Annotated in this window: 17 protein-coding genes, 1 rRNA gene, 1 pseudogene and 1 riboswitch; of the genes and pseudogenes, 16 read left to right on the plus strand and 3 right to left on the minus strand. The window is 30.5% G+C overall.

Annotated elements, in window-relative coordinates; all coding sequences use genetic code 4:
* The 13 genes from T390_RS0102825 to T390_RS0102885 all read left to right on the plus strand — a co-directional run.
* Positions 1–947, plus strand: a 23S ribosomal RNA gene (locus T390_RS0102825); the annotation flags it as partial.
* A gap of 235 nt (positions 948–1,182) precedes the next feature.
* Complete coding sequence (gene secY / locus T390_RS0102830) at positions 1,183–2,658, plus strand: preprotein translocase subunit SecY (RefSeq protein ID WP_027334989.1); 1,476 nt, start codon at positions 1,183–1,185, stop codon at positions 2,656–2,658.
* Positions 2,652–3,311 carry an adenylate kinase family protein gene (locus T390_RS0102835; RefSeq protein WP_027334990.1) on the plus strand — a complete coding sequence of 220 codons (660 nt, stop codon included), beginning with the start codon at positions 2,652–2,654 and terminating at the stop codon, positions 3,309–3,311. The genes secY and T390_RS0102835 overlap by 7 nt, the downstream gene beginning before the upstream one ends.
* An 18-nt stretch (positions 3,312–3,329) precedes the next feature.
* Complete coding sequence (gene map, locus T390_RS0102840) at positions 3,330–4,079, plus strand: type I methionyl aminopeptidase (RefSeq protein WP_027334991.1); 750 nt, start codon at positions 3,330–3,332, stop codon at positions 4,077–4,079.
* Positions 4,079–4,294: a translation initiation factor IF-1 gene (gene infA, locus T390_RS0102845; protein ID WP_027334992.1), complete on the plus strand. Its 216-nt coding sequence runs from the start codon at positions 4,079–4,081 to the stop codon at positions 4,292–4,294. The genes map and infA overlap by 1 nt, the downstream gene beginning before the upstream one ends.
* A gap of 10 nt (positions 4,295–4,304) precedes the next feature.
* The gene (rpmJ, locus tag T390_RS0102850) at positions 4,305–4,418 is read left to right on the plus strand and encodes a 50S ribosomal protein L36 (RefSeq protein WP_027334993.1); all 114 of its coding nucleotides are present in this window, start codon (positions 4,305–4,307) and stop codon (positions 4,416–4,418) included.
* A 9-nt stretch (positions 4,419–4,427) separates the two neighbouring features.
* Entirely contained in the window at positions 4,428–4,799 is a 372-nt protein-coding gene (gene rpsM / locus T390_RS0102855) for a 30S ribosomal protein S13 (protein WP_027334994.1), read from the plus strand.
* 12 nt (positions 4,800–4,811) lie between these two features.
* Complete coding sequence (gene rpsK, locus T390_RS0102860; protein ID WP_027334995.1) at positions 4,812–5,198, plus strand: 30S ribosomal protein S11; 387 nt, start codon at positions 4,812–4,814, stop codon at positions 5,196–5,198.
* Between the two features lie 17 nt (positions 5,199–5,215).
* Entirely contained in the window at positions 5,216–6,235 is a 1,020-nt protein-coding gene (locus tag T390_RS0102865; protein WP_027334996.1) for a DNA-directed RNA polymerase subunit alpha, read from the plus strand.
* On the plus strand, positions 6,235–6,603 hold the full coding sequence (gene rplQ / locus T390_RS0102870; RefSeq protein WP_027334997.1) for a 50S ribosomal protein L17: 369 nt from the start codon (positions 6,235–6,237) through the stop codon (positions 6,601–6,603). The genes T390_RS0102865 and rplQ overlap by 1 nt, the downstream gene beginning before the upstream one ends.
* Positions 6,604–6,757: 154 nt before the next feature.
* Positions 6,758–7,555 carry an energy-coupling factor transporter ATPase gene (locus T390_RS0102875; RefSeq protein ID WP_027334998.1) on the plus strand — a complete coding sequence of 266 codons (798 nt, stop codon included), beginning with the start codon at positions 6,758–6,760 and terminating at the stop codon, positions 7,553–7,555.
* A complete protein-coding gene (locus T390_RS0102880) occupies positions 7,546–8,475 on the plus strand; it encodes an energy-coupling factor transporter ATPase (protein ID WP_027334999.1) in 930 nt (309 codons plus the stop codon). Before T390_RS0102875 ends, T390_RS0102880 begins: the two co-directional genes overlap by 10 nt.
* The gene (locus tag T390_RS0102885; RefSeq protein WP_027335000.1) at positions 8,468–9,376 is read left to right on the plus strand and encodes an energy-coupling factor transporter transmembrane component T family protein; all 909 of its coding nucleotides are present in this window, start codon (positions 8,468–8,470) and stop codon (positions 9,374–9,376) included. Before T390_RS0102880 ends, T390_RS0102885 begins: the two co-directional genes overlap by 8 nt.
* Before the next feature lie 45 nt (positions 9,377–9,421).
* On the opposite strand, the gene T390_RS0102890 is transcribed toward T390_RS0102885, so the two are convergent.
* Positions 9,422–10,468, minus strand: a complete 1,047-nt coding sequence (locus T390_RS0102890; RefSeq protein WP_027335001.1) for an MAG5150 family histidine triad lipoprotein — start codon at positions 10,466–10,468, stop codon at positions 9,422–9,424.
* Positions 10,469–10,533: 65 nt separating this feature from the next.
* A riboswitch (TPP riboswitch) is annotated at positions 10,534–10,628 on the plus strand.
* Positions 10,629–10,668: 40 nt separating this feature from the next.
* On the opposite strand from T390_RS0102890, the gene cypl reads away from it, so the two are divergent.
* The 3 genes from cypl to T390_RS03850 are packed head-to-tail and all read left to right on the plus strand — an operon-like array spanning position 10,669 to position 14,196.
* Positions 10,669–11,814, plus strand: a complete 1,146-nt coding sequence (cypl, locus tag T390_RS0102895; RefSeq protein ID WP_027335002.1) for an ABC transporter thiamine pyrophosphate-binding lipoprotein p37/Cypl — start codon at positions 10,669–10,671, stop codon at positions 11,812–11,814.
* 2 nt (positions 11,815–11,816) lie between these two features.
* Positions 11,817–12,551 (plus strand): ATP-binding cassette domain-containing protein, encoded by a 735-nt coding sequence (locus T390_RS0102900; protein ID WP_036436187.1) that lies wholly within the window; start codon positions 11,817–11,819, stop codon positions 12,549–12,551.
* The gene (locus tag T390_RS03850) at positions 12,544–14,196 is read left to right on the plus strand and encodes a PhnE/PtxC family ABC transporter permease (RefSeq protein ID WP_051590861.1); all 1,653 of its coding nucleotides are present in this window, start codon (positions 12,544–12,546) and stop codon (positions 14,194–14,196) included. Before T390_RS0102900 ends, T390_RS03850 begins: the two co-directional genes overlap by 8 nt.
* Before the next feature lie 72 nt (positions 14,197–14,268).
* On the opposite strand, the gene T390_RS0102910 is transcribed toward T390_RS03850, so the two are convergent.
* On the minus strand, positions 14,269–15,237 hold the full coding sequence (locus tag T390_RS0102910; RefSeq protein ID WP_027335004.1) for a hypothetical protein: 969 nt from the start codon (positions 15,235–15,237) through the stop codon (positions 14,269–14,271).
* Positions 15,238–15,463: 226 nt separating this feature from the next.
* Positions 15,464–15,671, minus strand: a pseudogene (locus T390_RS04105) (hypothetical protein); the annotation flags it as partial.

Consider the following 15,671-nt stretch of genomic DNA (forward strand, 5'->3'; position numbering starts at 1 on the left):
CCTTGTCGGCTAAATACTGACCTGCACGAAAGGCATAATGATCTCTCAACTGTCTCAACACTAGACTCGGTGAAATTATGGTCCCAGTGAAAACGCTGGGTACCCGCATCTAGACGAAAAGACCCCATGGAGCTTTACTACAACTTCGTATTGAAATTTGGCCTAACATGTGTAGGATAGGTGGGAGACTATGAAACCGGGACGCCAGTAACGGTGGAGTCATCCTTGAAATACCACCCTTGTTATGTTGAATTTCTAACTTGCCATCATAATCAGGTGGGAGGACAGTGCGTGGTGGGTAGTTTGACTGGGGCGGTCGCCTCCTAAAGAGTAACGGAGGCGTTCAAAGGTACACTCAGTACGGTCAGAAACCGTATGTAGAGCGCAAAGGTAGAAGTGTGCTTGACTGTGAGACTTACAAGTCGAGCAGGTGCGAAAGCAGGACTTAGTGATCCGGCTGTACATTGTGGAATGGCAGTCGCTCAACGGATAAAAGTTACCCTGGGGATAACAGGCTAATCTTGCCCAAGAGATCACATCGACGGCAAGGTTTGGCACCTCGATGTCGGCTCATCGCATCCTGGAGCTGGAGTCGGTTCCAAGGGTTGGGCTGTTCGCCCATTAAAGCGGTACGCGAGCTGGGTTCAAAACGTCGTGAGACAGTTTGGTCCCTATCTGATGTGGGCGTTGGAATATTGATGAGAGCCGCTCTTAGTACGAGAGGACCGGAGTGGACGTACCGCTGGTGTTCCAGTTGTTCCGCCAGGAGCATAGCTGGGTAGCTAAGTACGGAAAGGATAACCGCTGAAAGCATCTAAGTGGGAAGCCTCCTCAGAGATGAGTATTCCCTTGAAATTCCTTATAGACTATGAGGTTGATAGGCTGGATGTGTAAGCACAGCAATGTGTTGAGCTGACCAGTACTAATAAATTGATAGGTTTAAAAGTAGAGATGTTTATTTTATGACATTTCAATGAAACATATAAAATTACTATTCAGTTTTCAGAGAACAAGTACCATTAAGGGTACTTTTTTATTTTTTGACTGTTTTATAGTGTTTTTCGTCAAAAAATAAAAGTAAAAATGTATCAATAAAAAAGACTTAAAAGAGGACTAAAAAAATTTATATTATTATATAATATAAATATTATTTTTTAATATTGCATATAGGGAGCTAAAAGAATGAAGAACATAGGATTGCAAATGAGACAATTTTTCTATAACTTCGGTCGTAAGTGAAAAGATTTTTGAGCAACTAAAGAAATAACTAAAAAAATCTTATTTACTCTATTACTACTTGCAATCTATTTAGTATGTACTACTATTCAATCTCCTTTTGTCAAAATTACAACGCCAGATTTCATTCAACAAGATAACTTCTTAAATACTTTGAACTTAATTGGTGGTGGTGGTCTTAAACAATTCTCTCTGGTTGCTTTAGGTATTAGTCCATTTATTAATGCTTCCTTGATTATGTCCTTATTGCAAACTAAAATCTTTCCACCGATTCATAAACTAAGTCAAAGTGGTCCACAGGGCAGAAAAACGATAAATATTATCACAAGAATATTAACCTTAATAATTGCCTTTCCACAAGCGTTTATGTTAACTAAAGCCTTAACTTCTGGTGATAATCCATTTATAACAATAGATCCACATGGCTTTAATACTAATTTTGTAGTTTACTTTATGCTTCCTATGATTTTAATAGCGGGTTCATTATTCTCACTTTTTATTGCTGAACAAATTACAAATAAAGGAATTGGAAATGGTACAAGTTTAATTATTTTAGTTGGTATTGCTTTCCAATTACCTAATCAATTTGGTACAGCTTGAAAATCATATGTTAATGAATCAGGTCAATCAGCTGTCATAATTGGAGTACTTAAATTCTTAACTTACTTATTTGTTTATGGTGCTTTATTGCTTGTAATTGTTGTAGTTAACCAAGCTGAAAGACATATACCAATTCAACAAATAGGAGCTGGACGTAGTAAGAGTGTTGAGGAAATGGGTAAGCTTCCGATTAAGTTAAACCCTGGTGGAGTTATGCCGATGATCTTTGCGTCAATGTTTATCTCCTTCCCAATCTTAATTGCGAGAATACTTCCAAAATCAAATACAGGAGCAATTTGAATTCTTAAAAATATGCAATTTGATCAGCCTCTTGGATTAAGTTTATTAGTTGTTTTCACCTTCTTCTTCTCATTTATCATTGGACTGCAACAATCTAGAGTTGATAAGATCGCAGAAGACTTTTCAAAGAACTCAACCTTTATCCCTGGTATTCAACCTGGAGAACAAACTGAAGACTATCTAGTTGGAATTGTTATGAGATTATCAGCTTTTAGTGCTTTCTATCTTGTGCTTCTTGTTTCATTCCAATACTTAATGGTTATCTTCTTACACGTTCCTGTAGCTATGTCATTTGGTGGAACAGGAATGATGATTATAGTTTCAGCAGCCTTAGAAACTATTGACCAATTTAAAGCTCGTCTAAAATCGAGTCAGCTATCAAAACAAAAAAGAATTTCAAGAATGGTTTCTGAAAGCATCGCAGAATCGAAAGCTGACAGCAATGTATATGGCTTTGCAGAAATTGATAAAAAATCTGTAAATATTAACGATAGTAAAAATGAGGATGGTTTATTATGATAAATCAAAAAGCTAAGTTAAATAATATGGTATTTATGGGGCCTCCAGGCGTTGGTAAAGGTACAGTAGCGGCAATTATAGCTAATGAAACAGGAATTATTCACTTATCAACAGGAAACATCTTTAGACAAGAAATAGCTTCAAAAAGCAACTTAGGTTTACAAGTGGCTAAAATTGTTGAAACTGGTGGATATGTTCCTGATGAAATTACTAACGAAATTGTTAAGAAAAAATTAACTTCTTTAATTAATGAAAATCATTTAGTAATTTTAGATGGCTACCCAAGAACTTTAGCTCAAGTTAAGTTCCTTGATTCTATTGAAGGTTTCAAATATGATGTCATTGAGCTTAATGCACCTGAAGAATTAATTTTAGAACGTTTAAGTGGCAGAAGATTTTGTCCTGAATGTAAAGCAAGCTTCCACGTTTCATTTATGCCTTCAACTAAAGGAAATATTTGTGATAAATGTGGTGCTGAATTAATGACTAGAAAAGACGACTCAGTTGAATCTATCAAAAAAAGACAAGAAATTTATCAAGCTGAAACTCAACCTTTATTAGATCATTATAAAAATGTTGCCTATATTTTTGATGCTTCAGGAAAACCAGAAGATATAGCACAAGAAATTATTGCTAAAGTATCAAAACAAAATTAAAACAGTTCAGGAGGACTAATGATTAAAATAAAAAGTCCACGTGAAGTTGAATTAATCACACAAAGTTGTAAAATCCTGGCAGAAGTCAAAGACGTCTTATATGATTTTGTAAGACCATGCATTTCATTAAAAGAACTAGATTCAATTGCTTTTAATGAGATTATTAAAAGAGGTGCTAAGCCGGCATTTAAAGGCCTATATGGCTTTCCTGGTACAGCTTGCATCTCTGTTAACGAAGAATTGATTCACGGTATCCCAAGTAATTACGTTATTAAAGATGGTGACATCGTAAAAATTGATTTAGGATGTGACTATCAAGGATACAAAAGTGATAGTGCCTTCGCGAAAGGTGTTGGTAATATTACTGCAGAAGACCAAAAAATAATTAAAGTAGCTAAAGAAGCTTTTGAAGCTGGTTTAAAAGCAATTAAACCAGGAGCAAGAGTAGGCGATATTAGTTATGCTGTTGGTCAAGTTATTAAAAAAAATAATTTATATACACCTAAAGAATACTGCGGACACGGTATAGGGAAAGACGTACACGAAGATCCTTATGTTTATAACGAAGGAACTCCTCATACAGGACCGTTATTAAAAGATAATATGGTTATTTGTATTGAACCTATGATTTTGCAAAATAGTGCTAAAATCAGAACTAAAAAAGACAAATGAACCGTAGTTAGTGCAGAAGGCAAAAATGCCGCACATTATGAACATACTGTACTTATTAAAAATGGTAAAGGTGTAGTATTGACGAAAGGAATTTAATGGCAAAAGACGCTATTAAACTAAGAGCCACAGTCGAGGAAGCTTATTCAACTGATGAATATTTAGTTAAACTCGAAAATGGATTAGTAATTAAAGCTCATATTTCAGGCAAAATGCGCGTAAATCATATTCGTATTTTACCTGGTGATGAAGTTGACGTAGAATTAAGCCCTTACAATTTACAATTAGGGCGTATAACTTACCGTCATAAATAAGGAGATAACTATGAAAGTTAGAGCTAGTGTAAAGAAAATGTGTAAAGATTGTCGTATTATTAAACGTAAAGGTATTATCAGAGTAATTTGTTCAACACCTAAACACAAACAAAGACAAGGATAGGAATAAAGAATGGCTAGAATTTTAAACGTTGAAATTCCAAACAATAAACGTGTTGTTATTTCATTAACATACATTCATGGTATTGGAAACACAAGAGCACAAGAAATTTGTGCAAAAGCAAACATTGACGAAAACATCAGAGTTAAAGATTTAAGTGAAGCTCAATTAAGTGCAATTCGTGAAATTGCTAAAAATTACATTACAGAAGGTGACTTACGTAGAGAAGTATCATTAAACATCAAACGTTTAATGGAAATTAAATGCTACCGTGGAATTAGACACCGTAAAGGATTACCAGTTAGAGGACAAAGCACACAAAGTAATGCTCGTACACGTAAAGGTCCTAGAAAAACTGTTGCTGGTAAAAAATCACAAAAATAGTAGGAGTTAATAATGGCTAAAAAAACTAAGAAAAAGAATATAACAACTGGTGTTGCCCACATTCACTCAACTAACCAAAATACAATCGTAACATTCGCTGACGAACTTGGAAATGTTATTGCTTGAAGTTCATCAGGTGCTATTGGTTACAAAGGTACAAAAAAGAAAACACCTTATGCAGCAGGTTTAGCTGCTCAAGCTGCTTCAGAAGCCGCTAAAGAACACGGTATTAAAAGTGTAAGAGTTGAACTTAAAGGACTTGGAGCTGGTAAAGATGCTGCAAGAAAACAAATCGAAGTTTCAGGTATTACTGTAACAGAAATCAAAGACGTGACACCTACACCACACAATGGTACAAGACCTCCAAAACGTATTCGTAAACGTGAAGAGATGAGATAGAAAAGGAGATAATTACTATGGAAAAAATGTCTAAATTAGATTATTTACAAGTAAATAGCTCTTCTATATCAAATAAAAATAATCCAAACGAAGTAACATTCTCAGTTAAACCGCTTGAAAGAGGATTTGGTCACACATTAGCTGTGGCTCTTAGAAGAGTTGTTTTATCAAACATAACATCATTAGCATTATTTGCAATTAAAATCGAAGGAGTTAGCCACGAATTCCAAACAATTACTGGCGTAACTGAAGACGTAACTGCAATAATTATGAATCTTAGAAAAGTAAGATTCCAATATGATCCTCAATACATTAAAGATGGTGAAATCATCAAGGTAACATTAAAAGCAAATGAACCAGGTACAATTACATCTAGAAGTTTAGATGTTGCAAGCCCAAGTGTTGAAATTGTAAACAAAACACTTCCTATTGCTACAATCAATGCTAAAGGTAATTTACATTTAGAAATGTACTTACGTTTAGGTCGTGGTTTTATGTCAAATGAAGACAACAAGAAATTTATTCAAAATGATGCTTTATTTACATCAAAAATTGAATCAAATATCAAAAAAGGCTTATTTATAGCTACAGACAGCAATTTCAACCCAATCGAAAAAGTTAATTATTCAGTTGTGGAACTTAACTCTTCAAGTAATAAAATTGAAGAAGAATTACTATTTACAATCACAACAGATGGTACAGTTGATGCTAAATCAGTTATTCACCAAGCTTGTGAAATCTTAGTAGCACACTTCGCTTTAATTGGTAATGTTGACCAAATGAAGCTTAATGTTTTTGAAGAAGAAACTACTGAAACTTCAGAACCGATTGAAAATGACATTGATATTAATCAATTAGGTCTTTCAGTGCGTTCATTAAATGCTTTAAGAAGAATTAACAAAACAAAAATTAGTCAAATTGCTGCTATGACTTTGGATGAATTAGAACAAACTAAAAACCTTGGTAAAAAATCACTTGATGAAATTCAAGAATGTTTAAAACAAAATGGATATACTCTTAGCAAAGGAGATGAATAATGGCGAACCCAACACAAATTTATAGTCGTGATTCTAAATGACGTAAAGGTGTTATGAGAACATTAGTGAGTGAATTATTTGCTCACGGTCGTGTTACAACAACCTTAACTCGTGCTAAAGAATTACGTCGTCACGCTGAAAAATTAATTACAAAGGCTAAAAACCCGACACTTGCAAACCGTAGAAAAGCTGCATCATACTTACGTTCAATCAACGCTTCAAATAACTCTGTAAACGTTTTAACATACTTATTCGACACAATTGCTCCATCATACAAAGATCGTAATGGTGGATACACAAGAATTTACAAATTAGTAAGTCGTCAAGGTGACAACGCTCCTATGGCTATTATTGAATTAGTTAAATAATTTAATAATAATTAAAATTACTAAAAACCCTATTTTATTGTGGTATTAAACTTATTCAGTCAATCATTAAAGCACTAGAATTCTAGTGCTTTTATCTTGCTTATAATGCATATATACAAATGCATTAAACGACTTTTAATATATAATATTAAATATGATTAAAGTTGAAAATCTTGTGTTTAAATACCCTAGTGCTTCAGGCAATGCAATTAATAATTTAAACCTTGAAATCTTACAAGGTAAATATGTTGCTATTCTTGGACATAATGGTTCTGGTAAAAGTACTTTTAGCAAACTGCTAGTAGCTTTATATAAACCTGCTTCAGGAACAATTGAAATTGATGGTACAGTTATTACGAAAAAGTCTATAAAAGAGATACGTAAGAAAATTGGTATCATTTTCCAAAACCCAGATAACCAATTTATTGGTGCATCGGTTGAAGATGATATTGCTTTTGGCTTAGAAAATAAGTGTATGCCTCGTGAAAATATGAAAGCTATCATAGATAAATTAAGCACTGAAGTAGATATGCAAAAATATCTTGAAAAAGCACCCCAATTTCTTTCTGGTGGTCAAAAACAAAGAGTTGCAATTGCTTCAGTTTTAGCTTTAGACCCTGAAATTATCCTTTTTGACGAAGTTACCAGTATGCTAGATCCTTTAGGCAAAAGAAAGGTCTTAGAAATCATTAGAAACGTGCAACGTGAAAAAAATAAAACAATGATATCTATTACGCACGATATGGATGAAGCTATACTTGCTGATTATTGTTTAGTTTTCGCTCACGGTGAATTAATTGCATCGGGAAAACCTAATGAAATATTAAATAACAAAGAGATTATTGATGAAGCTAAAATTGATTCACCTTTCATATATAAACTAAGCGAAAAAATTCATGGAATTAAACCTACATATGATGAACAGGAGTTATTAAACGAATTATGCAAATAGAAGTTAAAGATTTATCATATGTATTTTTAAAAAATACTAAGCAACCTAATAAAGCACTTTCAAATATTTCTTGCACGATCAAACAAGGCGAATTTATAGGTATAATCGGTCAAACTGGAAGTGGAAAAACTACTTTTATAGAGCATTTAAACGGATTATTAATTCCTGATGAAGGATTTGTTGAATGAACCTTTAAAAATGAGGTTTACGATAAAAAGCTTAAACAAAACAAGATTGTTGACGAAAAAATAATTTCTAAAAAAAGCAGATATAAAAAACTTAAAAGAATAAAAGATATTCGCCAAAAAGTTGGTGTTGTATTCCAATTTGCTGAGTATCAACTTTTTGAAGAAACTATTCAAGCTGATATTGCTTTTGGTCCTAGAAGTTTTGGGGTACCTAAGAAAGAAGCTTTTGCAAAAGCATCTAAATATCTTAATTTAGTTGGACTTGATGAATCATATTTAAGAAAATCACCATTTGAATTATCAGGAGGACAAAAAAGAAGAGTTGCACTTGCAGGTATTTTAGCTATGGAACCTGATGTTTTAATAGCAGATGAACCTACTGCTGGTCTTGATCCTGTTGGGGTTGTTGAAATCTTAGATATTTTCAAAAAGCTTAATGAATCAGGCAAAACGGTAATAATTGTCACTCATGATTTAGATAATGTTTTGGAATACACTAATAGAACACTAATGTTTAAAGATGGACAAATTGTCAAAGATGGCAATACATACGAAGTACTTAAGGATGTAGAATTTTTAAGAAAAAATTATATGGAACCACCTAAATTATTAAGCTTTGTTAATAAACTTGAGCAAAAAGGAATTAGGGTACCAAAAGTAACATCTATTGATGAACTAGCTAATTTCTTAAATGATTATTTAGCAACCAAGAAAGGTGGTAAACATGAATAGTGCTTACGGCCGTTATATGCTAAATGATAGTTTTGTGCATCGTTTAGATCCAAGATTCAAAATCTCATTTACAATCATTTATATTGTTCTTACATTTTTAGCAAGCGATTTTATTTCTTTAGGTATTTTATTACTTCAATTATTAGTTTTATTCTTAATTGGAACTAAAAGTTTTAAGGCTGTTTTAAAACTTTGAATTATGCCTCTGTTAATTGGCCTCTTCTTGTTTTGAATTAATGTTTACACAATGAAGTATAAAATGTATTCATCCCCAGAAGGAGGCTTTACGCCTGAATATTTAGCTTTAAGACATTGGTATCCATTCCCAATTCATTTAGGCGGAGAATATTTCATTGCTTGAGAAACAGTAGCACGTACCTTAGGATTAGTGGTCAGAGTTTACATAATGATTATGATTACAAGCTTAATGGTTAATACTACTAAACCTGCGTTATTATCAAGAGCTTTAGAAGATTTATTATTACCTTTAAGATTGATTTTTATACCTACACACGTAATTGTTATGATTATTTATATTGCTTTGCGTTTTATACCTACATTATTAGATGAAGCACAAAGAATTATGAAAGCACAATCAAGCCGTGGTGTTGATTTTAAAAATGGTAAACTAAAAGATAAAGTTAAATCATTTACAACCTTAATTATTCCTTTATTCGTTTCTGCCTTTTCTAAAGCTGAAGATTTAGCAAATGCTATGGAAACTAGAGGATATGATCCATACGCAAAAAGAACTCACTACCGTTTTTTAATACCTACTTGAAGAGATGCAATTGTTTCAATTATAGTTATAGGATTAATAGTCTATGTTGCACTAATGCACAATAATATAATTCCTTGACAATCAATATCTTGATTTGAAGTTACTAAATTTGCATATTAAAAAATATGTGCCAAAATATCATTGGTACATTTTTATATATTGATTTTAGCTGAAAATATTTGCAATTTTGCCTGTGCTTAAGCCTAATTCGGCACAAATTTGTTTCATAATATTAATGATTTTATTTACTTGTGCAACAAGGTTTTTAAATTCTTCTTTTAATATAGTGTATGAACCATTAGGATTAGTTATGTTTTCATTTAAAAATATTATTTGGTTATAAATAGCTACATATAATCTTTGAGCATTTTCATTGTTTGCTAATCTACCGAATTCATCTGGTTCAATTGGATTATTATTAATAAAACTTGAATTATTTTTTAAGTATGTCATAAATTGAGCAAGTGAATCAATTAAATTAAATGAAGCGTGAGAGTGGTTATGATTTTGCTCTGAATTATGGTTTAATGATTCAATAAAATCTTCATCACTAAGTCTTTTGAAATTAAAGTTATAAATAGTTTTAGAAATCTTTTCAAAATCTGATTTTAAGTAAGTTTGTCAGCTGCTATTTTTAATTTTAATATTATTTAATAGGTCATTTGGAACATCAAATAATAATTTTGATCTAAATGAACTTCTTTCGTTCAAAAAGTTATTATGAATATAATTGCTATTTTCAATTAATTGTTGATGTAAGTCAGATGCAACATAATTGGCACCTAGTAAAAATTTGTTTCATATATATTTATTATTTAGATTTCAAATTTGATTTATATCATTTAATGAGGTGTTATCTTTAATATATTCATTTAATTGCCTTGCATTATTAAATAATGTAGGTTTACCAAAAAGGCTATAAAACAGTGATATAAATCTATTTACTAACACGCTGTTGTATAAATTATTTTCACTTCCGTCGCTATTTATGAATAGATTTTTATTAATTGAGTATTGTGGAATATATTTTTCAACTAACAAATTAAACTCGTTTTTATATTCATCTACTAGTTCAATTAATTTAGTCTCTTTTGTATTATTTTGCTGTGAAATAGTGTTATTAGATTTATTCCCACAACTAACTGTACTTAAGATAACAGGTGTTAAACTAGCAGTTATAGACAAACTGCTAAATAGTATTTTCTTTTTCATCATACTCCTTTATTTATATATAAAATTTTATATTAAGATTTTGCATGTGGTATTATTTATATGTAAATAATTGACAGAGGTATTTGCAAAAGCAAATTGAGAAATACTCTTTGAGCTGATCGGGTTAAGACCTGCGTAGCAAGTTCAATTTAGTTGAATTTTAGCACGCCTTTCACTCTGTCAGATGAAAGGATTTTTTTATGAAAAAAAGTAACATTTTTAAAATGTTTTCAACTATTGCTTTAGGAGCTGCTCCATTTGTTGGAATCAGTTGTCAAAGCACAGCAGAACAAAAAGAAGAAACTATTGAAATTAGAATGCCTCAAGATGCCATGAGCTATTCTGATAAAGTAGCACAAGAAGCTATGGAAAAAGCTTTTAATGATAAATTAATGGCTTCTAAGCATAATTTTAAAATTAAGTTTGTTGCTGCATCGGATAACGATTTAACAACATTAAATGATGTATCATCAAATGATAATATTATTGCATTTCCAGCAGTATCTAAATTTTATTTAGATAAAGATTTATATCTTAAAACAACGAATGTTTTTATGAGAACATTAACAAATGCTTTCAAAAATAACTTATCAAGCGAAGGATATTCAAAAGGTGAAAACAATTATTTAATTGAACAAGCTAAAAACCAAAATGAAATTTTCAAAAGTCGTGGTGGTTATGCAAGTTGAGCTAAAACAGATTATGTAAATTATGTATATCCTTGATGTTATGAGCCTAATAAAACAGTAGGTTGACAAAGAGGAGCTATTTGAATTATGGGTACTCCTGAAGAACGTCAAAAAATCAAAGAAGCCTGAAATACAGGCAATTATGAAGAATTCAGAAAACATGGAATTATTATAGGTAATGAAAACTCTGGTTCTAAATATTTATTACCACAAGCATTACTTAAAAAACAATTTAGTGCTTATTTCGCAGATAAATCTCTTAAAACAGAAACTGCAACACCTGAAACAGCTTCATATTATACATCTTCATTGAAGGCTAAAGCTATGGGTAGCCAAAGTACCTATAAAATAGCATTTGACAACGAAATGGCATTTGCTTATACTGAAAGTAAAAAAGATAATTATAAAGTAAATGAAACCGTTAATCCGAATGCTTCTCTCGAAATATTAACAATTACAGACGCAATTCCATATAACATTGGAGTAGCAAGTAAAAATATCAAATACGATAAACTTAATGCAATTGTTACTCTTTTTAAAGAATTAGTTCAAGAAAACAACAACCCAATTGGAGTTGCTGGTGGTTTTAATGATTATGAAGTAGTAACAAACGTACAAGAACAAATAATTAAAATGTGTGAAAACGCAGGAATTTAATTATGAAAATAAAATTTTCTAATGTTGATATAAAGTATAATGGCGATTATTTATTAAAAGATATTAACCTTGAATTTATACCTGGTAAGCTATATGGTTTATATGGTAAAAGTGGATCTGGTAAAACTACATTAATGAAATCTATTGTAGATAAGCATTTAATTGATAAAGGTTCTATTTTTATAGATGATTTTGAAACTAAAGAAATACCAGTTAAGCAGTTTAATAAAGTGAAAAGTAATTTTTCCTTTTTATTCCAAGAAACAGCTCTTTTAGACAATTTAGATGTGTATGATAATATCAAACTTAAGCTTAATTCAACCTATAAAAATTGATTTTATAGAATGTTTAAGATCCTTGATAAAAATCAAAAGAAACAATTAAATGAAATATTGCAAAATATTGGAATTAGTGAAAAAATTTATACCCCTATTAAATTTTTATCAGGCGGAGAAAAACAAAGAGTTGAAATAGCTTCATTACTTTTTGAGCCAAAAAAAATTGTTTTAGCCGATGAACCTACTACAGGTCTAGATACAAAAAACTCAAAACATATTTTTAAATTGCTAAAAGAATATGCAATTAAAAATAACGCTGTTGTAATCTGCAGTATTCACGATATAGAAAACTCTATAGAATTTATTGACGAATCTTATTATATTAAAGGCAAAAAAGTCATAACAAATAAATCTATCAAAAGCTTAAGTGAAGAAGAAATAAATAATATTTATGAATAAATTTGTGTTTCAATATTGAAACAATGATAAAAAACTAAAAAAATTAAATCCATGACTTAAGTATATTGGGCTTGCAATATTAATTGGGTTTGCTCTATATTGCGTTTTTTCAATAAATTGGAAAACTTCTAAGTATGGAAGCGAACTATTTTGACATTATATTAAAGAATTATTTAGATTTAAAAGTGACAATCCGGATTTTGTAAATCAAAACTTTTGAATTGTATGTTTAAAAACAATTTTTATCACTTTGCAATATACTGCTCTAGGTTCCTTAATTGGCTTTTTTATAGCGTTTTTTACTGCTTACATTGCTTCAAATAACTTGCATAAAAATAAATGAATTGTTTACGGCATCAAAATAATTATATTATTACTTAGAAGCATACCTGTATTTTTCTTTTTAGCACTGTTTAAGAGCGGTTTTGATAAATTATTGCTTGCAACGCTGATGCTTGCTTGATTTACGTGATTATGATTGCACAAATATATCTGCGACATATTTGAAACTAGCGAAACTAAGTTTTATTCAAATGATTTATTACTAGGGAAAAGTAAATTTAAGTCATTTATTAATAATGTTTCTTTAAGAAATGAAAACAAAATTATTATGTTGTTTATCTTTAGTTTTGAATCTAATTTAAGATGAACGACAATATTATCAAGTGCAGGTTTAGTTGGTATAGGTAATTTCATTGTTATTTCAAAGAATAGTGATTTAGCTTATGTTGGAATTCCGCTTGTCTTGTTATTAGCCTCTTTATTGGTTTTAGAACTAATAAATATAGCAATTAATCAGTTATTATTTAAACCAAAAACAATTCTACCTCTAGCTAAAAATGCAAGTATTAAACGTATGTTTTTACGCCCTGAATTGTATTGCTGAGTTTTGTTTGGAATAATTTTAGCTATATCAATTAGTACATTATTTAAAATTAATTACTCAGTATTTAATTTTGAAGGAATCAAACACTCATTTAAGTCACTAATGGAACCAGATTATTCTTACTTAATTAAAGATTCAGCAAGGATTTGACAATCATTCTTTGCAATTATAAAAATAGCTTCAGGTGCTTTATTTGTATCATTCTTTATTAGCTTATTTATAGCACTTTTAGGGAATAATAAACTTTTTCCAAAAGCAGTTTCTATAGTAATTAAAATAATATTGTTGTTAATAAGAGTTATTCCAGTAGTTCTATTATTTATTTTATTTAAAATAATTTATATATCTGCTGAAGCATGTCTATTTATTATTATTGTAATTTCTACTTCACGTAGTATGTCTAAGTTCTTTATTGAATCAATTAATGCTGTTAGTGATATACAAATAAATAACTTAAAAACATTTGGCGTAAGTAAGTTTAAAATATTATCTAGATTTATTTATCCAGCAGTAAAACATGAATTATTAACGTACACAATTTTTAGATTTGAATTAGCTTATAGAAATTTAATTAATTTAGGGCCTTTATCTGCTGTTGGCATTGGTGCAATGCTCTATACATATATGTCAAAAGATTTTAGCTTGCCTAAAGTGTCCGCCTTAATGCTTCCAATTATGATTTCAATTATTTTAATTGAATGCTTAAATTACTCAATATCTTATATTAGAAAATATAGAGAAAGAAAATATATAACTTAACTAAAATGCCTCACGAAATTCGTGAGGTTTTATAATAAAAACCTCCAATTTAGGAGGTTAAATATTATTTTATTAAGCTACTTTTACTGTTTCAACTTCACAAGTTTTTTGTGATTTTGTACAACAACAGCATTCTCTTTTTTCAGCTTCTTCGGCTTCGATTGATTCATAGTATCTTTTGTCTAATTCTGACACAAGAGGTGTAAATAGTGATGCGAAGATTGCGTATGGTAATAACGCACCAAAGATTAATACGATTCCATATCCAACTAATACTGATACTTGTCATGCTGTGCTGTATAAGTTTGTTCCAAAGATTGCTGCGAAGTATGTATAAATTTTTGGAGGCATTGAGTAGTATGATACTTTCATAAAGTCTCATCCTGCTGCTATTTCATAATTTTTGCCTGAACCAGCGAATACAATTCCGTTTAAACATAATGCCACTAAGATGATCACTGACATACCAATAATGTAGTGAATGTATGTTCAAGGACTCTTAAGAGCAATTTTATTTTTAAGCACTAAGTAAGAACCTAAAGCAAATACGATTGATGCTTCAATTAATGAGTAAAGTATTCAAGCTGCGTTTTTGGTTGCGAATACAGCACTTGGATAAATTAATAACATTCCACCGATTAATATAGATGAAATTCCAATAACTGGCTTAAGCATATCTTCTCATTTTTCAAATGGTAATAAGAAGAATAAAGGTAATACTCACAACATTAAAGCTCCAGGTCCTGCTGGTGCATAACCGTAGTTGTAATGTAAATCTGTACCAACTTTAACTGCTGCTCATGCTCCAAGTTGGTGAAGAAGAATTTCATTAAGGAATAATAAAATTCATGAAAGAATCATCAACCCTCTAACTTGGTTTCTTGTTGCTTTTCTAAATGAGAATAATCACAAGATTACTAGTGCTATTGCACTACTGAAGTAAAGTCAATGATATGAACCGTACATTCCCATTCCAGCGCCTGCGGTATTTGTGAAAAAATCATTTATGTTTTCTCACGCTTTGCTACTGTTTGTTTGCATAACTCTCCTTTCGAGTATGTATCTATTTTGACATTATTATATATTATTTTAATAAATATTAAAAAAGTATTTTTCAGCCTTAAAATATTATAAAATGCAATAGTGAGGTTCCGCCTAAAACGATAAATAATAAAAATCTATTTTAATAATAGACTATTGCTTAGAAAGCAATAGAAAAGATTGCCTTATAAGGCAAAAAAGATGATTTTTTAATGAATTTTATAAATTATCTGAATTGTCGTTTCATATTAATGAACGAGTTTGAAATTTTCTCTAACTGAGAAGGCTTGAAATTTTTATAATTTCAGTCAGCGATATTGTACCTTTCAATTTTATTAATTCTTTCTTGAATTATATCCATATCACTTTGAGTGAATTTATCCATAGATGTACCTTTTGGGATAAATCTTCTGATAAAACGATGTGCATTTTCT

Origin of the sequence: Mycoplasmopsis felifaucium ATCC 43428, assembly GCF_000687775.1 — a bacterium.
Lineage (GTDB): Bacteria > Bacillota_I > Bacilli_A > Mycoplasmatales > Metamycoplasmataceae > Mycoplasmopsis > Mycoplasmopsis felifaucium.